The following is a 21,585-nucleotide window of genomic DNA, read 5'->3' on the forward strand; positions in this document are numbered from 1 at the left end:
CGCAACGCTCTCAGGCGGCGGGCTTCACGGTGGTGAACTGGTGGTCTTCTGGTAGCAGGATGTTCAGGGCCAGGCCTTTCTTGTCTTCCACCAGCGACGCTTCCCACTTGGTTTGGACCAGGTCGAGCAATTCTCCAGGATTCCTTGGTTCGACCGGCTGCTCGACCAGGAAGCGGGCGACCTCGCCGCGGGTGTGCTTGGCGAAGTGCGAGACCACCTTCGGCGTTCCGTTGCGCAACTGGAAGACGTTGACCGCAACGGTGTTGCCACTGGCTGGCTTGTAGGCGGCTGCGTAGGTGCTCGACCGGGCGTCAACGATCAGCTGGCTGCCGGCCGCCTCATCGAGCACCGGGGCCAGCCGCTTCTTCCACCAGGTGGCCAGCTTGCCCAGCGGCTCGAGCTTGACCGACATGGACAAGCGGTAGGGCGGAATGCGATCGCCAAATCGCACGGCCCCCCACAGCGCGGAGATCACGATGACGGATTCGTCGGCGCGCCGCCGCGCGGCTTCATCCAGGCTCGCGTAGTCCAGGGCTTCGAAGAGCACCCCCGAGTAGATGTCGTGAGCCTGGGCGGCCGGCTCGGTGTGCAGGTTGATATTCCGAGCTACCTCATTGGCCAGCGAAGCTCCGACCCCCAGCAGGTCCATGGCATCTTCCCTTGCCGAGACTTCTGCAAGGGCGTCTAGCACCAGGCGGCGTTCGGCAGAGAGCTCCGGAAAAGAGAGATCTTCGATTTCGAAGGGAGCTCCTTCGGCGTGGGCGGTCTTGCCTTCGGAAGGCGGCAAAAAAATAAGCACGCTCTCCAGCTTATCGGAGTCCACCTGCTGCTCTGCGCCGGCCATGTCCCCGCCGTGGCGACTCCGGCTGTGAGCGATCCAGTGCTCGAAAGTGGTCCGAAGGCTGTCCTGAACCGATTAGACTGGTAGTGAATGGGATGGCCAGACGGTCGCGTGGCAAGCAATTGTCCCGAGGAACGTCCGGGCTCCACAGAACAGGGTGGTGGGTAACGCCCACTCGGGGTAACCCGCAGGCTAGTGCCACAGAAAATAGACCGCCAGGTTTTCCTGGTAAGGGTGAAACGGTGGTGTAAGAGACCACCAGCACCCCAAGTGATTGGGGTGGCTAGGTAAACCCCACTCGGAGCAAGGTCAGACAGACTGCGTTATGAGGGCTGTTCGCCCCATGCAGTCGGGTGGACCGCTAGAGGCTGCCGGCAACGGCAGTCGTAGATAGATGACCGTCCCGCTTCGGCGCGACAAAACCCGGCGTATCGGCCATCCCATTCATTAATCCCATGGCTGCATCCAGCCCTTCATTCCTGATCGCATCGCCCGGCCCTTGCCCGCTCGTGAGATGATTCACAGTTCCCGATCCGCGCTTTTTCAGCGCACGGTCTAGAATGGATCATGTACTTACGAGGATGATCCTGTTACCTCGTGCCACCGCAAAAGCAATGGTGCTTCCCACGGTGCCAACCGACTTCATGGATCTGCGAGTCGGCTGAATTGGAAGGATTTTCTGTGACCCAGCAGTCTGTCGTTGCCCAGCAAGAATGGAGCGGGCGCGAAGAGCTCGCCGAGGCCATGATTCCACTGATCGGACGTCTGTACCGCAAGAACAATGTGGTGACCTCCGTCTACGGCCGCAAGCTGATCAACCAGTCCGCCATCGACATCATCAAGGCCCACCGCGTCGTGCGCCGCATCGATGGCGAAGAGCTCGACCTGAACGACACCAAGGCGATCCTCGATGCCATCGAGTCCCTGAATGTCGGCTCGGTCTCCGTTGATCTCGGCCGTATGAACAAGAAGTTCAAGGAGTCCGGTTCCGCTGATCTGAACGCCTTCCTGGCTGATGAATTGGGCGAGAAGGTTGGCCAGGCTGGCGCAACCGACGCAGAACCGCAGGATGTCGTGCTGTACGGCTTCGGCCGCATCGGCCGCCTTCTGGCCCGCATCCTCATCGAGCGCGGCGGCTACGGCCTGCGCCTGCGTGCCATCGTAGTCCGCAAGGGCGCGGAGAACGACTTGGTCAAGCGCGCCTCGCTGCTGCGCCGCGACTCGGTGCACGGCCGCTTCGACGGCTCGATCACCGTTGACGAGGAAAACAGCACCATCCTCGCCAACGGCACCCTGATCAAGGTCATCTACTCGAATGACCCGACCACCATTGACTACACCGAGCACGGCATCGACAACGCCATCGTCGTTGACAACACCGGCCGCTGGCGCGATGAGGCCGGCCTGTCCCAGCACCTGCAGGCCAAGGGCGTTTCCCGTGTCCTGCTGACCGCACCGGGCAAGGGCGATCTGAAGAACATCGTCCACGGCATCAACGATTCGTGGATCACCGCAGAAGACAAGATTGTCACCGCTGCATCGTGCACCACCAACGCCATCACCCCTGTGCTGAAGGCGCTGAACGAGAAGTTCGGCGTTACCCACGGGCACGTCGAGACCGTTCACTCGTTCACCAACGACCAGAACCTGATCGACAACTTCCACAAGGGCGAGCGCCGCGGCCGCTCGGCAGCGCTGAACATGGTGATCACCGAAACCGGTGCCGCCAAGGCTGTTGCCAAGGCCCTGCCGGAGTTCGAAGGCAAGCTGACCGGCAACGCCATCCGCGTTCCTACCCCGGATGTCTCCATGGCGATCCTGAACCTCAACCTTGAGAACGAGACCACCAAGGAAGAGCTGAACGCCTACCTGCGCGAAACCTCGCTGACCTCGAACCTGCACAAGCAGATCGACTACATCGATTCGCCTGAGGTTGTTTCCACCGACTTCGTCGGCTCGCGCCGCGCTGGCATCGTTGACGGCCTGGCCACCATCGTGTCCGGCAAGAACGCTGTCGTCTACGTTTGGTACGACAACGAATTCGGCTACTCCTGCCAGGTAGTCCGCGTCATCGAAACCATGGCCGGCACCCACCCAGCCGCAGTTCCTGCAGTGAAGGCAGAAGCCGTCACCGCCTAGGACCTCAAGGGTTTCAGCTGAAGGGGCCATTCCAACGAACCAAGCGTTGGGATGGTCCCTTCTTGCATGCCAGGATTGAGGCCGAACCCGTCCCGTGCGCGATTCGCGGTGCCGGCTGTTCTGTTCCGACGCCGAAACCAGCCGAATGTGCGCGTATCCCGTCGCTCGCCGTCTTGTCCCGTGCGCACAGAACCCGTTGCCAGAGGAAGTGCCCTGTGCAAGGCTCGGGGCATGATGCGATCAACTAATCCGGCCCCGCGCCACGGCCGGTGGCCCGCGGACATGTCGCTGTCCGTGGATGATCACGCGCAGCCTATCCGGATGCTGCTGTTCATCCGGCAGGCCTGGGGCCTGGCCGGAGATCTCGCCCTGCCTCAGCTCAGCCCGGTTCCCGAGACGGGCTCCTCGGCCCTGCCGGATGAAGCGGACCGGGACTTGTGGGAGCAACGGTGGATCCAGACCTGGTCGAACGCGTGGGCGGGAAAGGCGCAGGGTGCCCACCGCATCCCCGGGCTGGCGGCAACTACCGCGGCAACCGGTCCAGCCACCGGCAATGATTTCTGGACCCAGCAGTACGGCGACGAGGGGATCGACCTCATCGCGTTCGAGCAATGGGAACGAATGTTCGATCCGTGGTTGGGATTGAATCCAGAACCGGTGTTGCGCAGCAGGGAGGTCCGGCCGGTACTGGTCGCCGCCTGGGAGCGCAGGTTGACGGATCTCATCGTGGTGCCGTGGGCCGGGTACTGCATGCACCGGCTAGGCGATTCGCACCTGGCAACCTCCTTCGAAACCGCCGCCAACTGGTCCCTGCTCAGGCAGGCGCTCGCAGAGTGGAGTCGCGCGCCGCTGACGTGAGGCGTCGCCAGTTGCTGTGGCAGTCTTACGTCAACGACCATCTGCACATCAAGGCGAGGCATGGAATCCACGGATCCGGAGGCGCATCCGCTGCGCAGGACTGCTAGGCTCTACGCCATCGGGGATGGGATCGAGGTGGACCGATGGACAGGACCAGGGTGCTGGCAGCACGCATGGCCAGCCAGCTTCTGCTGGAACCGGCAGAATCCACGCTGCAAGCCTCAGAGCACATGCTCGCCTTCCAGTCCCAGGACTTCGCTGCAGGACGCTACGGGCTGGCCCAGCGCTCGACAGCCCAAGAATCGCGCCAGCAAGTCGACGAGCTGTTCGCCGAAGGTCAACTGGTCCGGTCATGGACCATGCGGGGCACGCTGCACATCTGCGTCGCCGAGGATCTCCGGTGGCTGGTGCGCGCTAGCCGTGAACGCACCCTGCGCTCAGCGGCCGCACGCCTGCGCGGACTGCAGATCGACGCACAGGTCATTGACCTGACCGCCGGCGTCATCAGCTCGCATTTGCAGGAGTCCGGACAGGCCAGCCGAACCGGGCTCTTCAACGTGCTGAACCGGCACGGAATCGAGACGGACAAGCAACGCGGCTTGCACCTGCTGCAGGTCCTTGCCCTGGACGGTTTGATCTGCCTGGGGCCCATACCGGATGCTGCTAAGCTCATCGCCCAGGACTTCGTGCTCGTCGATCAATGGATCGCACGGCACCGGGAACCAGCGGATCCGCTGGCGGAAATATTGCGCCGCTATCTCAGCTCCCATGGGCCAGCCACCATCCGCGACGCAGCCTGGTACGCGGGGCAGACGCTTTCTGCCATGAGAACTGCTGCCCAAGCCCTTGGTGACGTGCTGGTCAGCGCAGGCAACGATGAGCGAGGAGAAGACTATTGGGTCATTGCCGGAAGCCTGGCCCACCGCGAGCTTGAAACGCCGCAGTCCACCCGGTTGCCGCTGCGCCTGCTGGGTCCCTTTGACGAGTACTACCTGGGCTATGCGGATCGGGCGCTGGCAGCCGATGAGCAGATGGCCCAGCAGATCCTGCCGGGAAAGAATGGCATGTTCCTGCCCTTCTGGCTTGAACAAGGCAGGGCGGCAAGGCTCTGGAACGCAGAAGCAGCGCCGACCGATCGACTCGGTGCGGCGCTGCATCAGCGGTATCTGGACTTCAAGACCGCCCGGTAGGCGGCTGCCTGGCAACCGACACTGGCCTAGTGGCCGAAGGGATCCTCATCGGTACCCGGCAACCAGGTATTGCCCGGTACGCCCCAGCCAAGAGCCTTCTTGGCCTTCTTCCACTTCTTTTCCCAGCGCGGCTGCAGCTTGTCCACGTATAGCAGGCCATCCAGATGGTCGTACTCGTGCTGCATGATGCGGGCGAACCAGCCATGGGCCTCGAAGGCGAGCGGCTTGCCGAACTCATCGAAACCCTCCACCTTCGCGTAGTCGGCGCGCTGCAACGGGTAGTTCAAGCCCGGTACGGACAAGCAGCCCTCCGAATGGTCATCGGGATGGGCAGGAGCCTGCGAAACCTTCGAAAGGGTCAGCTTGGGGTTGATCACCACACCGCGCTCGGGAGCATCGTCCTGGTCCGCGAAGACGTAGGTGAATATGCGCAGGCCCAAACCGATCTGCGGAGCGGCCAAGCCGACACCGTGCGCCTCATCCATGGTGACGTGCATATCGGCAACGAGCTCGCGCAAGGCGTCGTCGAACTCGGTGACCTCCACCGCACGCTGGTGAAGTACGGGTTCTCCGTAAACAGTGATCTGCCGAATAGGCACGTGATCAGTTCCTTTCAAAAGTGCTTAGAGTGCTCGTCCAATAGTTTCACGCATGATCTCACTTGTGCCACCGAAAATGGTCAGCAAGCGCGAGGCGGTGAACGACTGGGCGATCGGGTACTCCATGATGTAGCCGTAGCCGCCATGGATCTGCAACGCCCGATCGGAAAGCTTCTTGGCGCTCTCACTAGCCCAAAGCTTGACCTCCGCGGCCTCTGCAGGATCCAGCTCGCCATCGTTGAACGCCAGCACAGCCCGATCCACGAAGCTCTGGGTGACATGCGCCTCAGTCTTCAGGTTGGCCAGCTCGAAACGGGTGTTCTGGTACTCGGTCAACGCCTGGCCGAAGGTCGAGCGGTTCCGCGCATGCTCCAGCGCCTGCTCGAACGATGCGGTGCAGATCGCCGACGCTGCCACGGCAATTGCCAGGCGGGCCTGGGGGAGGTGCGCCTTGACGTAGGGCAGGCCCTGGCCGGCTTCGCCAACCAGGTCGGCAGCCGTAACGCGGACATCGTCGAAGAACAGCTCAGCGGTATCAGAAGCGCGCAACCCGATCTTGTCGAAGGGGCTGCCATTGGTGTAACCCTCGGAACGCTCGACCATGAACAACGAGAAGGACTGCTCGGTGGCCCGTCCGCTTTCGCCATCGGTACGCGCCAGCACCAGCGCGGCATCGCCGAAGGCCGCATTGCCGATGAAAGTCTTCTGCCCGCTGATCAGCCAGTCATCTCCATCTCGGACCGCCTTGGTGCGTACGGCACGCAGGTCGGACCCCGCGCCAGGCTCGGTAAACGCGCAGGAGGTAATGGTGGAGCCATCGACCATGCGCGGCAGCCACTTGTCCTTGAGCTCGGCAGAACCGTAGGACAGCAGATAAGGCAGAACCAGATCGTCATGCAGGTGGAATGCCAATGCCACGGCCAGATGCCCGGCACGCACGAACTCCTCGTCAAGCACTACACGGAAGCGGTAGTCATCGATCCCCATGCCACCGAACTCCTCGGGCACGGCAAGACCCAGCAGGCCGTTTTCGCCGGCGGCCTGCCACACCTCACGAGGGATCTGGTGCTCCTTCTCCCACTGGGCGTATTTGCCGGAAATCTCCCGGGCATTGAACTCCATAGCCAGTTCACGGAACTGCTCGTGGTCCTCTTCAAAGAGCGCGCGTTTCACAGGGGAGTACCTTTCGGTGGGTAGAACGAAGGCATGTAGCTCACTGGCTTGCCGAAGTACATGATCCATTATGGTTGCTCAGGCCAATTCATGCCTATTCGCCAGGGCAAACAACGATTCAAGTCACCAAATAACGCAAAAAGTCTCGAAAAACACGGGGTTAGACCTCGAAACGCCGAGCATTCGAACATACTTTCGAATCAGTGTTTCAACCTGCCGAAATATGACTTAATGCCTCATTTGGGCGGCGTTGCGCTCGCCGGTAGGGCCGAGTTTCCTGTTCATCTAGGCGCTTCCGTATCGTGCTTGCAGCTGGCCTCGGTAATGGACTGGGCTTGCCGGTCTTGCCCGTGCCTGGACTCGTGACTTTGCGTGGCGCGCAGCCCGATGCGTCTGGGTGCCCCGTGTGGTTGACGCTCCATTTGGACGGTTGATAGGCGGATTGCAGGTCGCTCTGGGCGGGGAGCAGCGAGGCAGCGTGACGAGGAGCTCGTCTGTTCAGTGAAACCGTTTTGCCCGTCTTGGGCATGACCTTGTATCTCACGGGTTCATGCGATGGCTGTCGGCGGTATGAAGTCGAACACTGAGCCAGGAAATGTGCCGCCGTGGTCATGGAGCTCCACAGTGCTGGAAGCAAAAAAGATCTGGTTCAGAATTTCCATTCCAAACCAGATCTTTCGAACTGGGGTGAGTAACGGGGTTTGAACCCGCGACCTTCTGGACCACAACCAGACGCTCTACCGACTGAGCTATACCCACCATGTCTACTTCGATACTAGTCAGAAGCAATAGCGCTCAAGATTTCGTACCGGGCAACGAAAATTACTATACACGCATTCGAGCCAGAAATACCAATTCGCCCAGTGCTGCCAATGGGATTGTGACGCGATGCTCATGATTCGTGATTGGGAACCTGTCGTGCGCTGCTGATCTGGCATAACGGGTGATGTTCAGTGCCATGCTGTTGCCCTTGCCTGCGGCGCCTGGTGCCACAGTGGTATGGCAAGTGAGGCGGATAACCTGGCTCCATGAGGATGGACGAAAGCCGCTCTAGTTCGACCTAATGGCACGAATCGCTGATGGGGGAGTCGTGGACGTTGATGATCTTTTGGAAGTGCTGGATTCCGGCCAGCGAATTGCCGCCGGTTCTGAGCTGCATGCTCTCATGCATAGCGCGAGCCAGGACGCGTTGCGCATCTGCGCGGAATTGAATAGCGGCTACCGCAGTCCACATGAAGTGCACGAGCTCCTCCGGCAATTGACCGGCAGGCATGTTGACGATTCGGTGGTGTTGTTCCCGCCGTTCAACTCGGACTTTGGACGCAATATCAAACTGGGCAAGCGCGTCTTCATCAATGCCGGGTACAAGTTCCAGGACCAGGGCGGCATCAGCATCGGGGACGAGTGCTTGGTCGGCCATAACGTCGTCGTGGCTACGCTCAACCATGATCTCGATCCTGCCCGTCGAGCTGACATGCTTCCGGCCCCGGTGAGCATTGGGCGCAATGTCTGGGTTGGCGCGAATGCGACGATACTTTCCGGCGTGACGATCGGCGACAATGCTGTGGTTGCTGCTGCCTCGGTGGTAACCAAGGATGTTCCTGCTGGTGCAGTGGTGGTCGGATCGCCAGCCAGGGTGGTGCGCACGGTCTGATTCTGCGCGGCGGTGCAATCTGGCGTGCGGGGAAAGCAAAAGACTCGACTCGGAATTTCCATTCCGAATCGAGCCTTTACTGCTGGGGTGAGTAACGGGGTTTGAACCCGCGACCTTCTGGACCACAACCAGACGCTCTACCGACTGAGCTATACCCACCATATTCGCTTCGATACTAGTCAGAACGCTTTTGCGAATCGATTCCGTATCGGGCAACGAGAAATACTATACACGTATTTTCCGCTTGGACGCCAATCGGAAAGCCCCTGGGCCACTGTGCAGTGCATCACCCATGCCCCAGGGGCTCATCCCTGGCAGCTAGCCGGCGCTCTGGCTGATCCCCGTGGCGATCTTCCGGGCCTCGTCGGAGGTTGGGCCTGGAGCCGGAACCATGATGGCTTGGCGGTAGTAGCGAAGCTCATTGATCGAGTCCTGGATGTCGCCCAGCGCCCGGTGGTTGCCGGTCTTGGCCGGAGCGCCATAGTGGGCCTTCGGGAACCAGCGGCGGCTCAGTTCCTTCAGGGTCGACACATCGATAATGCGGTAGTGCAGGTGCTCGATGACCTCGGGCATATCGCGGGCCAAGAAGTTCTTGTCGGTTCCCACCGAGTTGCCGCCGAGCAGCGCCTTCTTCGGCTCCGGAACGTGCTTCTTGATGTAGTCGACCACCAGGCGCTGGGCTTCGGCCATCGAAATGCCGTTCTCCAGCTCGGGCAGCAGGCCGCTGGCCACATGCATATTGCGCACGAAGTCATCCATCTGCGCCAGAGCCGCCGGCTCGGGCTTGATGACAACCTGGATGCCCTCATCGACGATCTCCAGATCCGAGTCGGTAATGAGCACCGCTACTTCGATCAATGCGTCATTAACCAGATCCAATCCGGTCATCTCGCAATCGATCCATACAATTTTTTCTGAATTACTAGCCACGCAACCAATCTACACTTCAGCGAACGCTGTGGGGGAGCGCACCCTCTTAACGGCGCGGAAGAACAGTGTCCCAACCGGACCGAAGGCATGGTGAATGCTAAAATCGTCTGAGATTTCCGGCTGTTGACGTGCCACGCCCGCAAGGGCAAAGCGCAGGCGACGCTGGCCTAATTACTCTCGAACTCATGTCCGTTACAGCCCGAGGTGCCAACGTGTCAGCCAGCAACCCAGCCGCAGTGAGCTCCCCGCCCTACGCTGGAGTGAACAGGACCCTTCTCAGCGGCGTCATCGGTTCCTCCCTGATCCTCTTCGGATCCTTCGGCACCGGCTGGCTGGCCAGCGTCTCCCCGCTGAACCGCGACCCGTTCTTCATCATGCTGCGCACCGAACCGGCCGGCGTGATTGCGTGCGTGATCCTGCTGGCCCTGGGCTGCTGGCTGCTCTTCCGCTCGTGGTGGCGGCTGGGACAGAAGCTCAAGGGCTGGGGCGAAGGGTCGCTGAAGGTGGTCCGCCGCGCCGTCTGGCTGTGGAGCATCCCGATGCTCGTCACCCTGCCGATCATGAGCCGCGACGTGTTCGCCTACATCGGCCAGGGCCGTTTGGTCGACGCCGGGCAGGATCCCTACGTTGACGGCATTTCCTCGCTGAACAACTGGTTCCAGCTGGGAACCGACACGATGTGGGCCCAGGACGGCACCCCCTATGGCCCGCTGTACCTGAGCATCGAATGGCTTGTGGTCAACATTGTCGGCGGCTCCACCGACGTGGCCATCCTGGCTTTCCGCGCCATCGCGTTCATTGGCGTGCTGCTGTGCATGCACTTCGTTCCGAAGCTGGCCGAACTGCACGCGGTGTCCGGAGCCAAGGCCACCTGGATGACCGTGGCCAACCCGCTGTTCCTCGTCAACTTCGTGGCCAGCGCGCATAACGACTCGCTGATGACCGGCCTGGCCGTATGGGCCGTCTACCTGGCCTGCAAGCGCCACGGATTCTGGGCGGTGGTCGTGCTCGCCGCCTCGGTCGGCGTCAAGCCGATCACCCTGGTGCTGCTGCCGTTCATCGGCCTGCTCTGGGCGGGCCCGGACGCCAGATGGCCGCGCCGCATCCTGTACTGGTTCTACACCGGCATGCTGTTCCTCGCGCTGATGACCCTGGTGGGCTGGCTCAACGGCTACTGGTTCGGCTGGCTCTCGGTCATGCTCAACTACACCGGCGCCGGATTCTCGATCTACGCTCCGCTGGGCCTGGCGACCGTGGGCATCCAGAACATCTTCCATTCCTTCGGCCTGGATCCCGGCGGCGTGCTCGATGTGGTCAAGACCGCTGGACGCTTGATCGGCGTGGTGATCGCCTTCGTGCTGATGTTCCGCGGCAAGTATTCGCACCTGGTGCAGCGCATGGCCATTGCGTTCACCGCGATTGTCGTGCTCTCCCCGGTGATCCAGCCGTGGTACCTGCTGTGGCTGCTGCCGTTCTTCGCCGTCACCGGGCTGCGCGACGACTGGCAGATGCTGTGGCTGCACCTGACCACCATCTTCTTCCTCGCCTACCAGGCCGCTGACCAGATCTTCGTCTGGCAGTTCCTGCAGGAGTCGCTGGTTCCGCGCGTCCAGCTGATTTCCTGGGGCATCTCGATTGCCTGCGCCGTGTACCTGGTCTTCTTCGATCCGAAGACCAAGAACATCTGCGCCGATCTGCTCAGCTCGACGAACTGGCTCAAGAAACTCAAGAAGGCCTAGTGGCAGTGCAGGAGCGAAAGCTGGAACCGCAACGCGCAAGCCTGCGGTCATTGTCCTGGCAAGGGTTCATCGCCTCGGCGCTGATCACCGTTGCCTCCTGGGGAATCGGCTGGTTCCCGCGCAACCAGCTTTCCCCGCTGGCCCGCACCGGCTTCTTCATCGAGTTCCGCACCGATGCGCCGGGGGTCATCATCTGCATCGTGCTGATGGCCGTGGGCATCGTCTGGCTGACCCGGACCTGGATTCTCGCCCGGCCATGGGTGCAGAGCGCAGGCGAGATCTCCCGGAAAGAACTGAGCCGCCTGCTGGCCATGTGGTCCGCCCCGCTGATGCTCAGCTTCCCGATCCTCAGCCGCGATGTCTACTCCTATCTGGCGCAGGGCCGGATGCTGCACGCCGACAAGTCCCCGTACGCCGAAGGCATCTCCGCGCTGCCCGGCTGGTTCGACGGGGGATCCGACGGCCTCTGGGCGCAGTCGCCCTCGCCCTACGGGCCGTTCTTCCTGGTGCTCTCGCGCATCATCTACTTCGTCTCGAACGGCATCCCCGAAGTCGGCGTGGGCCTGCTGCGCATCATCGCCGTGCTCGGCGTCTGGGGCTGCTACCACTACACCGCGAAGCTGGCAGCGAAAATGGGGCAGAGCCCCAACTGGGCCAACTGGGCGATCGTGGGCAATCCGCTGTTCCTGCTGACCATGATCGGCGGAGTCCACAACGACGCGCTGATGATTGCCGGCGTCTTCAGCGCCTTCGCCTACGCCTATGACCGCCGCCCGATGGCGGCCACCATGGCCCTGGCCATCGCCGTATCGGTCAAGCCCATCGTGCTGCTGGTGCTGCCATTCATCGGACTGGTGCTGCTTGGCCGCACCCGCACGATGCGCGCACGCTGGAAGATCTGGGTCAAGGTCGCGGCCATGTCTCTGACCTGGCTGCTGCTGATCGGCGCCGTCACCAACCTCTGGTTCGGCTGGCTGCCTGCCATGTTCACCGCGGGAGACGCGGCGTTCCCGTATGCTCCGGTCGGACTGATTGGCTGGTCGGTGAGCAACCTCGCAGGCCTGTTCGGTGCCGATATTTCGCTGGTGAATACCATCGTGGTGGCCATCTTCCAGCTGCTGTCCCTGGTGATCGTCGCGCGCTTGGCGCTGGCCAAGGACGCCTCCAGTCCGGTGCGCCTGGCGGCCTGGGCGCTTTCCGCGGTGGTGCTGCTCGCTCCGATCATCCAGCCCTGGTACATCCTGTGGCTGATTGCGCTGTTCGCCATTTCGCACAGGGTTGCCTGGGGATCGGAAAAGCTGATGATCCACGCATCGAGCATCATCCTGGTGGCGGTCTTCGTCGACCAGCTTTCCATCGAGCAGTGGCATTCGGCCTGGCTGATGAAGTCGCTGGCCGGCGTGGTGGTCCTGGGCCTGTTCGCCGCGCTCTTCACCGCCGATGCCGCCACCAAGCGGGTGCTGCGCGGGCCGGAAGCATAGCCAAGCTCACAGTCCGCAGCTCAGCTTCCTCACGGATTATTCCGCTTAGATGGAAATATGCAAACGATGTTCTGGCCAGCGACTATCGCGATCCTCGGCGGCGCCTTCTTCCTGGCCTCCGCCGGCATCTTCCTGCTGGCCGTGCAATACCGCCGCCACGGACGGCTGTCCTGGCGCCGCACCATAACGACAGCCACCGCGGCGATCTACGGCTTCGGGCTGTTCAGCTACACCATGCTCCCGCTGCCCTCCTCGCGCGACGAATTCTGCCGGCCGGGCGTGGCCATCCCGCAGCTGGTTCCAGGACGGTTCCTCGACGACTTCAAGCTGGCCATCGTGGAGCGCGGGCTCAGCGGATTCGCAACCAGCTTCACGCTGTGGCAGGTGCTGTTCAACATCATCCTGTTCATGCCACTGGGGATCTTGGCCGTGCGCTGGCTGCGCGGCAACATCATCACCGGGGTGCTGCTGGGCTTCGCCGCCTCGCTGGCCATCGAGCTGACCCAATACACCGGGATCTGGGGGCTGTACACCTGCGCCTACCGCGTGGCGGATGTCGATGACCTGATCACCAACACCGCCGGCGCGCTGCTCGGCGCGGTCATCGCCTACCTGCCGATGTTCCGTTTCCTCTCGGGCCCCGTGGAAGCCGACGCCGCCCAGGCGCCGGCGCGGCCGGTCACCCGGGCACGCCGGGCACTGGCCAACGTCTTCGATGCGGGCTTCACCTCCGGTGCGCTGTTCGTCATCAGCGCCGCGCTGGAACTCCTTCAGCGACTGGGCGGCATGGAATTCGGCAAACAGTGGATGAACTTCTGGCTGCCGCTGATCGTGGTCTTCTTCGTCTTCTGGCTGCCGAGCCTGGCCCCGGGGCGGGCCACCCTCGGCCAGCGCTGCGCCTGGCTGATGGTCGCCAGCAAGCAGGGCGGGCCGTCCCCGGCAGGCAGGGCGTTGCTGCGAAGCCTGCTCGGGTTTGGCGGGATCAACTTCCTTTTCCAGATTTCCACCAGCATGGACGAGATCAGCGTCTACCCGCTGCTGAACATGCTTGCTGTGATCTATATCGCGATCAGCGCCTTCTACTTCATCTTCGACGCAGATCACCGGGGACTGGCCGGAAAAATCAGCGGAACCGGATTCATCGACCGCCGCGCACTTTGACCCATGGCACCCCGGCAATGCCGGGTGCAAGCTAAAATGGAACGCGGTGGCCTGCGCCTTTCGGCGCGGTCCAGCACAACTCGCGTTTGAAGACATACCGTTAATCTCAAAAGATAGGTCTGCTCAGCAGCATGGAAGATAACAAACCAGAGGTCCCGGCCGAACCGCACCGCGCCGTCCTAGGCACGGCCGTAGGCGCGACGGTCCTCATTGCCGTCGGTGCATTCGTGCTCTCATTCGCGGCGTTGACCGACCTGGCAGAACGCTCGGGCATCAGCCCGCGCCTGGCATGGATCTGGCCAATCATCATCGACGGCATGATCGTCGCTGCCACCGTAGCCATCGTGGCCCTGAACGGCTTCAACCGCAAGGCCATGATCTACCCGTGGTCGCTGCTGTTCTTCGGCGCGATTGTTTCCACCGCGGCGAACTCCACCCATGCAATCCTGACCGTGGACTCCATCGAGAACGGCGTGCCGCCGCTGGTGTCCGCGCTGGTCGCCGCCATGCCGCCAATCGTCCTGCTGGCCATCACCCACCTGACCGTGCACATGTACCAGAAGAAGTCCGAAGCCGCGAAGCTGCGTGCCGAACTGGAGTACGACGAGGAAAAGGAAAACGCCGAGAAGTACGGCGTGGCCTATGACGATGGCTACAACGCGGCCTTGGCCGACACCAAGACCGCCGAGGAAGAACGCCTGGCCGCCCTGGAACAGGAGCACCAGGACGCGCTGGCCCGGGCCCGCGCCGAAGGCATCGCCGCAGGCCGATCGGACTCGAAGGTCACCCCGATCAAGCAGAATGCGCAGCCAGCCAAGGAGACCAAGGCCGCCGCGCAGAAGAACGGCGAGGACAAGGCTCCATTGTTCGACGACATGGCCAAGCGCCTGTCCCGTCCATAGGACCCAGCCGCACCCGGTTGGCGCGTGAACACGAACTGAAGGACAGCATTTCAACAGAAGCTGAAGCATCCAGGAGGCATCAATGAGGGATCCGGCGCAGGGCCAGGGGCACGACGAGTTCTCCGAGCAGATTGCGGCCGCCGTTGAGCAGTACAAGTCGGTGACCGGCGAACTGAATACCGTCATGTCTGCCATGAAGGCGAAGATCCGCCGGCTCTTCGCCAATTCCGAGGTGCAGCCGCTGTTCATCACCGGCCGGGTGAAATCCCCGCAATCCTTTGCGGCCAAGGCATCGCGCCGCCTGCAGGAGAATTCCGAGACCGCCCCGGTGCTCGAATTCCCCAACCCGCTGCGCGAAATCCACGACATGGTCGGCATCCGCATCATCGTGATGCTGCCCCATGAGATCCAGCAGGTAGCCAGTCTGATCAAGTCGAACCGCGACTCCTTCGACTGCCGCAGCGACCGCGAGAAGGACATCGGCTCGGTGGAGTCCGGAACCTACGGCTACTCCTCGCGCCACCTGCTGCTCAAGACCCGCAGCGAGCCGGTCGTGCGCAAATTCCAGGAAGCCCTCGGCAAGCCGGTGGTGGCCAGTGGCAACTTCGTCTTCGAGGTGCAGATCCGCACTGTGCTGCAGCATGCCTGGTCCGAAATGGAACATGACATCCGCTTCAAGCATCCCGGCGAAGCCGCCTGGAATCCGCAGATCGACCGCCACTTCACCGCGACTGCGGCGATGCTGGAGACGGTCGAGGACTACTTCACCGACATCGACGAGCTGTACCACCGGCTCAACGGCTACCACGATCAGCAGGGCGCCGGATCGGAGCCGCTGACCGGGGAGAAGATCGGCGAAATCTGGCAGACGCTGCTGCCGCATGTTGACCGCAAGCGCGATGACGACTGGTCCTGGGCCGCGGAGCTGCTCGGCGCCCACGGCATCGGCCAAACCTGGCAGCTGGCGCAGCTGCTGGACGCGAATGTGGTCACCGACGTGCGTGCAGCGCTGGACCACCGCTATTCGCCGGGCCCGGACCGGCTGCTGGACGACGTGCTGCTCTGGCGCTTCGGCAAGGACCACATTGAGAAGACCAGCGGGGGAGACCTGCGCCGCGAAGCCTCGTTGCGCCGCCGCCTGATCCAGATGATGGACTACCGCTCGCAGCTGGGCGCCAGGAACTGACCGGGCATCGAATTCTTTAACCAGCTCAACCCCGGAACTGTTAGTTTGTGCACGTTCGGCCAGCCGCGGAGCCGTTGGCCGGTAGACTAGTCAAGTTGCCCAATTTCTGGGCCGCACAGCTTTATTACCCGCGTGAAAGGGCCACACCATATGATTTCCGTAGCCAACCTTGAGCTACGCGTCGGCGCCCGCCTGCTGATGGACGAAGTGAACTTCCGCATCGACAAGGGCGACAAGATCGGACTGGTGGGTCGTAACGGTGCCGGAAAGACCACGATGACCAAGGTCCTCGCTGGAGAGACCCAGCCAACCGCTGGCGAAGTCACGCACAAGGGATCCATCGGCTACCTGCCGCAGGATCCCAAGACCCCTGACATGGAGCAGCTGGCGCGAAACCGCATCCTCGGCGCCCGTGGCCTGGATGTGGTGGTCACCAAGCTGGCCCAGAACCGCGAGGACATGGCCAGCGAGGATCCTGCGGTCTCCGCCAAGGCCCTGCGCCAGTACGACCGCCTGGAAGCTGAATTCATCGCCGCCGGCGGCTACGCCGCCGAATCCGAGGCCGCGGCCATCTGCGCCAACCTGGATCTGCCCGACCGGATCCTGGACCAGCCGCTGCGCACCCTCTCTGGCGGCCAGCGCCGCCGCGTGGAATTGGCCCGCATCCTCTACTCGGATGCCGAGACGCTGCTGCTCGACGAGCCCACCAACCACCTGGACGTCGACTCGATCATGTGGCTGCGCGACTTCATCAAGAACTACCCCGGCGGCGTGCTGATGATCAGCCACGACACCGGGCTGATGGAAGCCACCGTGAACAAGGTGCTGAACCTCGACGCGAACCGCGGCGTGGTCGATGTCTACAACATGAACTGGAAGCGCTACAAGGTCCAGCGCGAAACCGATGAGCGCGCCCGCAAGCGCGAGCGCGCCAACATCGAGAAGAAGGCCTCGGTCCTCTTGACCCAGGCGAACAGGATGAAGGCCCGCGCCTCCGGCGCCTCGGCCGCGCAATCCATGCTCAAGCGCGTGGACCGCATGCTCGCGGGATTGCAGGAAGAGCGCGCCTCCGACAAGGTCGCGGCCCTCCGCTTCCCGGATCCTGCCCCCTGCGGCAAGACCCCGCTCATGGCCGAAGGCCTGTCCAAGGCCTATGGCTCGCTGGAAATCTTCAACGACGTCTCGCTGGCCATCGACCGCGGCTCGAAGGTGGTCATCCTGGGCCTGAACGGTGCCGGCAAGACCACCCTGCTGCGCATGCTTGCCGGCGTCTCCAAACCGGATACCGGGAAAATCGTTCCGGGCCACGGCCTGAAGATCGGCTACTTCGCCCAGGAGCATGACACCCTGGATCCAAATGCCAGCGTGCTGGAGAACATGCGCCGCAACGCGCCGGAGCACCTGAACGATGCCGATGTGCGTTCCATCCTCGGCTCCTTCCTGTTCGTCGGCGACGACGTCACCAAGCCGGCCGGTGTGCTCTCCGGCGGCGAGAAGACCCGTCTGGCCCTGGCCACCATCGTGGCCTCCAGCGCCAACGTGCTGCTGCTCGATGAGCCGACCAACAACCTGGACCCTGCCTCGCGCGCCGAGGTGCTCGGCGCGCTGTCCACCTTCCCGGGTGCCGTGGTCATGGTGTCCCACGATGAAGGCGCGGTCATGGCGCTGAAGCCCGAGCGCGTGGTCATCCTGCCCGATGGCGATGAGGACTTGTTCAGCGAGGACTACCTGGAATTGGTCTCGCTGACCTAGATCCTTACCAACACCAAAGAACTCTCGTAGGCTTGGCAGATCACCACCGTGAAGGGGATGTGCCAAGCCATGAGTGTTTTAAGACGCAGATTGCCGGTGCTCGCAGGCGCCGCAACGCTGCTTGCCAGTACGCTGGCCGGTTGCGCAGTCCAGGTGCCCGACGAAGTCAACGCCCAATGGGCGCTGATCAACCCGGCTGGAGTGAATGCGTCGAGCACCAGCCTGGAACTCGGCGTGATGGGCCTTGCCTGCGCTTCAGGCAAGACCGGGGACGTCACCGCCACACATGTGGAGTTTGCCGATGGCCAGATCGCTATCGGCATTGCAGTTGAACCGCTGGAAGGCGAGGGGCAGGACTGCCAGGGCAACGAGACGGTGCCGTACACGCTTGAGCTTGGCGAGCCGGTGGGGGACCGCGTCCTGATTGATGCCTCCTGCTACGACCGGGCGGAACAGCAGGCCCCCAACTGCAGCGACGGCGGGATCCGCTGGAGCCCGCCGGCCACGCCAAGCTAAACGCCATGGAACGCGAAACCGCGCGGCACCTGGACTATGCCCACGTGCCGCGCGGTCTGCGTTTGCTGCGCACTGCTACTTCGCGGTGCCCCCTGGCGTATTCTCCGCCTCATCGAGCATTGCATCCTCGATGGCCTCGTCGGTCAGCGTGCCGTCGCGGCGGAACTTCTTCTCCTGCTTCGCCCGGATCTTGCGCACCTTGTGCATCGGCTCTTCCAAACCCAATGCCTCGGCTTCGGCCCGCTCTGCGGCTTCCTCGGCGTTCAGCTTCTTCTGCTGCCGGGCCGCGTACCAGAATCCGACGAAGGCCAGCACGCCGAAGATGTACCACTGGATCTCGTAGGAGAGGTGAGGGCCTTCGTCCATGTCCGGTGGATCGAGCTGCTGAGGCGCCTCGGCCGGGGCCGGGTCCTCTCCATACATCAGGCCGTAGGCACCCTGTGCGATCTCATAATCCAGCTGCTTGGCATAGTCTTCGAGCTGGATGGAGGCCAACTGGCCTTCCGGGGCGCCGCGGTCCAAGCGGATTTCCGATGGCTTCAAGCGCACATCCACGGTTACCTTGCCCTCTGGCGGTGCCGGAACCGAATCCGGGTGGCCGCTTTCCTCGTTGCCGATCGGCAGGTAGCCGCGGTCGACGATGACAGTTTCGCCTTCGCTGGTCTTGAACGGCACCAGAACCTCGTAGCCGGGCCGGCCGGCTTTGATGCGGTTGCGCACGATCATGGTGTCCTCGGCGATGTATTCGCCGGTCAGCTCGGCGGTCATCCAGGTCTTGTCTTCGTCGAGGTTGTGGAAGTTCTCCAGAGCCTGCTTGCCGGTCACCGGCTCGGCGAAGTAGTTGCGATTGACCCGTTCGATGCCTTCCAGGACGGCATCGCGGCGGTCATTCTGCCAATTGCCCAAGGCAATGCACGCGGAGGCGAAGATGGCGACCAGTATCAGCCACCCGACCCAGCGGGTGCTCGCCAGAAAACGATACATCTACTTGCCTTCTCCTTCGTTGCCCTGCATTGGCAGCGTTTCCTTGTAGAGCAGCCGTTCCTTGAGGTAATTTTCGAGCCAGTCGCGATGCTCTTCGCAGGCCAGCCAGATTTTGCGCCGGTCCGGGGTATGGATTTTCGGATTGTTCCACAGCAGCTGGTAGTCGGCGCCTTGCCGGCAGCCCTTTCGCGAGCACTGGATTTCGGCGGCAGCGGGGAGGCCGCCTAGCGAACCTAGCAGATCCACTAGTCCTCCTTGGGGGAAGTTGTCGGGTGTTGCACTGGTTCCTCGTCATCGGCAAAGTTGCCGTCAATTACCTCTGGTTCCCGCTCCTGCCGCTGTGCGGTGTCCTTCGGCGCGTCGAGTTGATGGGCATCGGGCGCCCTGTAGAACTCGGCTGGCGGTTCACGCTTGGTCAGATCCGCACCTCCATTGGCGATCACCACAGCGATGTAGGGCAGGACCACCGCGCCAACCAGCAGGACCCAGCGAAGCCAGCCGTCGAAAAAGAAGGCGAGAACGAAGCAGACCAGGCGCACGGTCATTGAAATCGTGTATTTGCGCACACGGGTATCGCGCTCGGCGGTATGCGACTGGCGCGCTTCGGTAATGCGGTGAACTTCGGGTTGGCCGGAACCGTGGTTCATTGGCTGTGAGGACATGTAAAAGACTTCGCTTTGCAATACGGGATCTGCTCCCATTGTCTCACTTGTATCACCCAGAGGGTAATTTCTACGCGCTGTCGAAGCGGTAAAACTGGTGAGTAACTAATAGGATTGTTCACGGAGTAGCTACTTAACTAGGCAAAGTGCGCTTTCGACTGGCCCATGGAGGGTTTTCCATGCCAGGAACGCAAGCGCATGAACGGAGAAATACATTGACTACGGAACCAACCACTGGCCGCAGCGTCCTCGTGACCGGCGGCAACCGCGGAATCGGACTTGCTATTGCACGCGCATTCGAAGCCAACGGCGACAAGGTGGCCATCACCTACCGCAGCGGCGAGGTTCCCGCCGGACTGCTGGGTGTCAAGGCAGATGTCACCGACAGCGAGTCCATCGACGCAGCCTTCAAGGAAGTTGAAGCTGCGCACGGTCCAGTGGAAGTTCTTGTCGCCAATGCAGGAGTCACCAAGGACACCTTGCTGCTGCGCATGAGCGAAGACGACTTCACCTCGGTCATCGACACCAACCTCACCGGCGCCTTCCGCGTTATCAAGCGCGCATCCAAGGGCATGATCCGGCTCAAGCGCGGCCGCGTCGTGCTGATTTCCTCGGTCGTGGGCCTGTACGGTTCGCCAGGCCAGATCAACTACGCGGCATCGAAGTCCGGTCTGGTCGGCATCGCCCGCTCGCTGACCCGCGAACTGGGTTCGCGCGGAATCACCGCCAACGTCGTGGCTCCGGGTTTCATCAACACCGAGATGACCGCCGTCTTGCCAGAGGAAACCCAGAAGGGATACCTCGAAAGCATTCCGGCCAACCGCTTTGCTGAACCAGAGGAAGTTGCCAACGTCGTCCGCTGGATCGCCAGCGATGAAGCAGCGTACATCTCCGGTGCCGTGATCCCGGTTGACGGCGGCCTGGGCATGGGCCACTAGAAGTTTTAAGCAAGAGATCTAAAGGAGTATCACCATGAGTGAATTCAAGGGTGCCGTTGTTACCGGTTCCTCCCGCGGCATCGGTGCAGTCACCGCTCAGCTGCTGGCCGAGCAGGGCATTGGCGTCGTGGTCAACTACCGCGCCAAGGCCCCACGCGCCAACAAGATTGTCGCCGCCATTGAGGAAAAGGGCGGCAAGGCAGTGGCCGTCGGCGCAGACCTGACCTCGGCTGAGGGTCCGCAGGCTCTGGTCGACGCCGCCGTGGAGAATTTCGGTTCGCTGGACGTCGTCGTGCTGAACGCTTCGGGCGGCATGGAAACCTCCATGGGCGAGAACTACGCGCTGCGCCTGAACCGCGACGCGCAGGTCGCGATGCTCCAGGCTGCGCTGCCCAAGCTCAGCGAGGGCGGCCGCGTGGTTTTCGTGACCAGCCACCAGGCGCACTTCATCAACGAAGTCAGCACCATGGATGCCTACGACGCCGTAGCGAAGTCGAAGCGTGCCGGCGAAGATGCATTGCGTGAAATGATCCCGGAGCTCGCCGAGAAGAACATCACCTTCGTGGTGGTTTCCGGCGACATGATCGAAGGCACGATCACCGCAACCCTGCTCAACCGCATGGAGCCAGGTGCCATCGACGCCCGCCGCGAAGCTGCCGGCAAGCTGTACTCCGTTGAGGAGTTCGGTGCCGAGGTAGCCAAGATGGTCTTCGCCGACGTCGAGACCGGCCACACCGAGCTGGTTGGCGGCGCAGGCGACTTCCTGACGCAGTCGGGCAAGTAGGCCCCGCAGCAACCTGCAGCAGCTGGCGGCCGGAACCCTGTTTCAGGGTTCCGGCCGCCAGCTTTTTCGTGCCGTGGCCGCAACAGCCGGCATGAA

General features: G+C 62.4%; 20 protein-coding genes, 2 tRNA genes and 1 other RNA gene. 14 read left to right on the forward strand and 9 right to left on the reverse strand.

The annotated features are described in order from the left end of the window. Positions 1-10 precede the first annotated feature (10 nt). Positions 11-799, reverse strand: coding sequence for a YaaA family protein (locus F0M17_RS07880; protein ID WP_149596868.1), 789 nt, complete (start codon positions 797-799; stop codon positions 11-13). Positions 800-932: 133 nt separating this feature from the next. Here F0M17_RS07880 and rnpB point away from each other — a divergent pair. The 4 genes from rnpB (at position 933) to F0M17_RS07900 (ending at position 5,028) form a co-directional block, all read left to right on the forward strand. Further along, positions 933-1,288: RNase P RNA component class A (gene rnpB, locus F0M17_RS07885), an RNA gene on the forward strand. A 234-nt stretch (positions 1,289-1,522) separates the two neighbouring features. Then, positions 1,523-2,980, forward strand: a complete 1,458-nt coding sequence (locus tag F0M17_RS07890; protein WP_149596869.1) for a glyceraldehyde-3-phosphate dehydrogenase — start codon at positions 1,523-1,525, stop codon at positions 2,978-2,980. 231 nt (positions 2,981-3,211) lie between these two features. Next, on the forward strand, positions 3,212-3,838 hold the full coding sequence (locus tag F0M17_RS07895; RefSeq protein ID WP_149596870.1) for a hypothetical protein: 627 nt from the start codon (positions 3,212-3,214) through the stop codon (positions 3,836-3,838). Positions 3,839-3,981: 143 nt separating this feature from the next. After that, positions 3,982-5,028: a winged helix DNA-binding domain-containing protein gene (locus F0M17_RS07900; RefSeq protein ID WP_149596871.1), complete on the forward strand. Its 1,047-nt coding sequence runs from the start codon at positions 3,982-3,984 to the stop codon at positions 5,026-5,028. Positions 5,029-5,054: 26 nt separating this feature from the next. Here F0M17_RS07900 and def read toward each other — a convergent pair whose 3' ends face one another. The 3 genes from def to F0M17_RS07915 form a co-directional block, all read right to left on the reverse strand. Then, on the reverse strand, positions 5,055-5,627 hold the full coding sequence (gene def / locus F0M17_RS07905; RefSeq protein ID WP_121866782.1) for a peptide deformylase: 573 nt from the start codon (positions 5,625-5,627) through the stop codon (positions 5,055-5,057). Between the two features lie 24 nt (positions 5,628-5,651). Continuing rightward, positions 5,652-6,800, reverse strand: a complete 1,149-nt coding sequence (locus tag F0M17_RS07910) for an acyl-CoA dehydrogenase family protein (protein WP_149596872.1) — start codon at positions 6,798-6,800, stop codon at positions 5,652-5,654. A gap of 683 nt (positions 6,801-7,483) precedes the next feature. Beyond that, a tRNA-His gene (locus F0M17_RS07915) sits at positions 7,484-7,559 on the reverse strand. A gap of 304 nt (positions 7,560-7,863) precedes the next feature. On the opposite strand from F0M17_RS07915, the gene F0M17_RS07920 reads away from it, so the two are divergent. Further along, a complete protein-coding gene (locus F0M17_RS07920; RefSeq protein WP_371737257.1) occupies positions 7,864-8,454 on the forward strand; it encodes a DapH/DapD/GlmU-related protein in 591 nt (196 codons plus the stop codon). Between the two features lie 83 nt (positions 8,455-8,537). On the opposite strand, the gene F0M17_RS07925 is transcribed toward F0M17_RS07920, so the two are convergent. Both F0M17_RS07925 and orn read right to left on the reverse strand, forming a co-directional pair. Next, positions 8,538-8,613: transfer RNA gene (locus F0M17_RS07925), tRNA-His, on the reverse strand. Positions 8,614-8,772: 159 nt separating this feature from the next. Beyond that, on the reverse strand, positions 8,773-9,384 hold the full coding sequence (gene orn / locus F0M17_RS07930) for an oligoribonuclease (protein WP_073706293.1): 612 nt from the start codon (positions 9,382-9,384) through the stop codon (positions 8,773-8,775). Positions 9,385-9,596: 212 nt separating this feature from the next. Here orn and mptB (F0M17_RS07935) point away from each other — a divergent pair, with 212 nt between their 5' ends. From mptB (F0M17_RS07935) to F0M17_RS07965, 7 genes are all read left to right on the forward strand, one after another. Next, a complete protein-coding gene (gene mptB / locus F0M17_RS07935) occupies positions 9,597-11,123 on the forward strand; it encodes a polyprenol phosphomannose-dependent alpha 1,6 mannosyltransferase MptB (protein WP_149596873.1) in 1,527 nt (508 codons plus the stop codon). Beyond that, entirely contained in the window at positions 11,123-12,604 is a 1,482-nt protein-coding gene (mptB, locus tag F0M17_RS07940; RefSeq protein WP_073706291.1) for a polyprenol phosphomannose-dependent alpha 1,6 mannosyltransferase MptB, read from the forward strand. Before mptB (F0M17_RS07935) ends, mptB (F0M17_RS07940) begins: the two co-directional genes overlap by 1 nt. A gap of 57 nt (positions 12,605-12,661) precedes the next feature. After that, positions 12,662-13,765: a VanZ family protein gene (locus F0M17_RS07945; protein WP_149596874.1), complete on the forward strand. Its 1,104-nt coding sequence runs from the start codon at positions 12,662-12,664 to the stop codon at positions 13,763-13,765. Between the two features lie 131 nt (positions 13,766-13,896). Next, the gene (locus tag F0M17_RS07950; RefSeq protein WP_052253742.1) at positions 13,897-14,667 is read left to right on the forward strand and encodes a DUF2637 domain-containing protein; all 771 of its coding nucleotides are present in this window, start codon (positions 13,897-13,899) and stop codon (positions 14,665-14,667) included. Positions 14,668-14,749: 82 nt separating this feature from the next. Continuing rightward, entirely contained in the window at positions 14,750-15,853 is a 1,104-nt protein-coding gene (locus F0M17_RS07955; RefSeq protein ID WP_149596875.1) for a GTP pyrophosphokinase family protein, read from the forward strand. Positions 15,854-16,003: 150 nt separating this feature from the next. Further along, entirely contained in the window at positions 16,004-17,605 is a 1,602-nt protein-coding gene (locus F0M17_RS07960; protein ID WP_149596876.1) for an ABC-F family ATP-binding cassette domain-containing protein, read from the forward strand. Between the two features lie 69 nt (positions 17,606-17,674). After that, complete coding sequence (locus F0M17_RS07965; protein WP_149596877.1) at positions 17,675-18,121, forward strand: hypothetical protein; 447 nt, start codon at positions 17,675-17,677, stop codon at positions 18,119-18,121. 75 nt (positions 18,122-18,196) lie between these two features. On the opposite strand, the gene F0M17_RS07970 is transcribed toward F0M17_RS07965, so the two are convergent. From F0M17_RS07970 to F0M17_RS07980, 3 genes are read right to left on the reverse strand one after another with little or no spacing between them, the layout of a single operon-like run. Next, the gene (locus F0M17_RS07970) at positions 18,197-19,105 is read right to left on the reverse strand and encodes an SURF1 family protein (RefSeq protein ID WP_149596878.1); all 909 of its coding nucleotides are present in this window, start codon (positions 19,103-19,105) and stop codon (positions 18,197-18,199) included. Then, on the reverse strand, positions 19,106-19,351 hold the full coding sequence (locus F0M17_RS07975; RefSeq protein ID WP_038990998.1) for a hypothetical protein: 246 nt from the start codon (positions 19,349-19,351) through the stop codon (positions 19,106-19,108). Then, positions 19,351-19,767, reverse strand: coding sequence for a DUF3099 domain-containing protein (locus tag F0M17_RS07980; protein WP_158024656.1), 417 nt, complete (start codon positions 19,765-19,767; stop codon positions 19,351-19,353). Before F0M17_RS07980 ends, F0M17_RS07975 begins: the two co-directional genes overlap by 1 nt. A gap of 179 nt (positions 19,768-19,946) precedes the next feature. Here F0M17_RS07980 and F0M17_RS07985 point away from each other — a divergent pair, with 179 nt between their 5' ends. Both F0M17_RS07985 and F0M17_RS07990 read left to right on the forward strand, forming a co-directional pair. Next, the gene (locus F0M17_RS07985; RefSeq protein WP_174520595.1) at positions 19,947-20,705 is read left to right on the forward strand and encodes a beta-ketoacyl-ACP reductase; all 759 of its coding nucleotides are present in this window, start codon (positions 19,947-19,949) and stop codon (positions 20,703-20,705) included. A gap of 34 nt (positions 20,706-20,739) precedes the next feature. Then, positions 20,740-21,489 carry an SDR family oxidoreductase gene (locus F0M17_RS07990; RefSeq protein ID WP_038991001.1) on the forward strand — a complete coding sequence of 250 codons (750 nt, stop codon included), beginning with the start codon at positions 20,740-20,742 and terminating at the stop codon, positions 21,487-21,489. The last annotated feature ends 96 nt before the right edge of the window (positions 21,490-21,585 follow it).

The organism is Glutamicibacter sp. ZJUTW (assembly GCF_008370855.1).
Classification (GTDB): domain Bacteria; phylum Actinomycetota; class Actinomycetes; order Actinomycetales; family Micrococcaceae; genus Glutamicibacter; species Glutamicibacter nicotianae.

Excerpts from the sequence above, each read along its gene's own strand:
- F0M17_RS07895 (WP_149596870.1), top strand. The coding sequence starts at position 3,212 with ATGATGCGATCAACTAATCCGGCCCCGCGCCACGGCCGGTGGCCCGCG.
- F0M17_RS07900 (WP_149596871.1), top strand. The coding sequence starts at position 3,982 with ATGGACAGGACCAGGGTGCTGGCAGCACGCATGGCCAGCCAGCTTCTG.
- F0M17_RS07920 (WP_371737257.1), top strand. The coding sequence starts at position 7,864 with ATGGCACGAATCGCTGATGGGGGAGTCGTGGACGTTGATGATCTTTTG.
- F0M17_RS07945 (WP_149596874.1), top strand. The coding sequence starts at position 12,662 with ATGCAAACGATGTTCTGGCCAGCGACTATCGCGATCCTCGGCGGCGCC.
- F0M17_RS07950 (WP_052253742.1), top strand. The coding sequence starts at position 13,897 with ATGGAAGATAACAAACCAGAGGTCCCGGCCGAACCGCACCGCGCCGTC.
- F0M17_RS07955 (WP_149596875.1), top strand. The coding sequence starts at position 14,750 with ATGAGGGATCCGGCGCAGGGCCAGGGGCACGACGAGTTCTCCGAGCAG.
- F0M17_RS07960 (WP_149596876.1), top strand. The coding sequence starts at position 16,004 with ATGATTTCCGTAGCCAACCTTGAGCTACGCGTCGGCGCCCGCCTGCTG.
- F0M17_RS07965 (WP_149596877.1), top strand. The coding sequence starts at position 17,675 with ATGAGTGTTTTAAGACGCAGATTGCCGGTGCTCGCAGGCGCCGCAACG.
- F0M17_RS07970 (WP_149596878.1), bottom strand. The coding sequence starts at position 19,105 with ATGTATCGTTTTCTGGCGAGCACCCGCTGGGTCGGGTGGCTGATACTG.
- F0M17_RS07980 (WP_158024656.1), bottom strand. The coding sequence starts at position 19,767 with ATGTCCTCACAGCCAATGAACCACGGTTCCGGCCAACCCGAAGTTCAC.
- F0M17_RS07985 (WP_174520595.1), top strand. The coding sequence starts at position 19,947 with ATGCCAGGAACGCAAGCGCATGAACGGAGAAATACATTGACTACGGAA.
- F0M17_RS07990 (WP_038991001.1), top strand. The coding sequence starts at position 20,740 with ATGAGTGAATTCAAGGGTGCCGTTGTTACCGGTTCCTCCCGCGGCATC.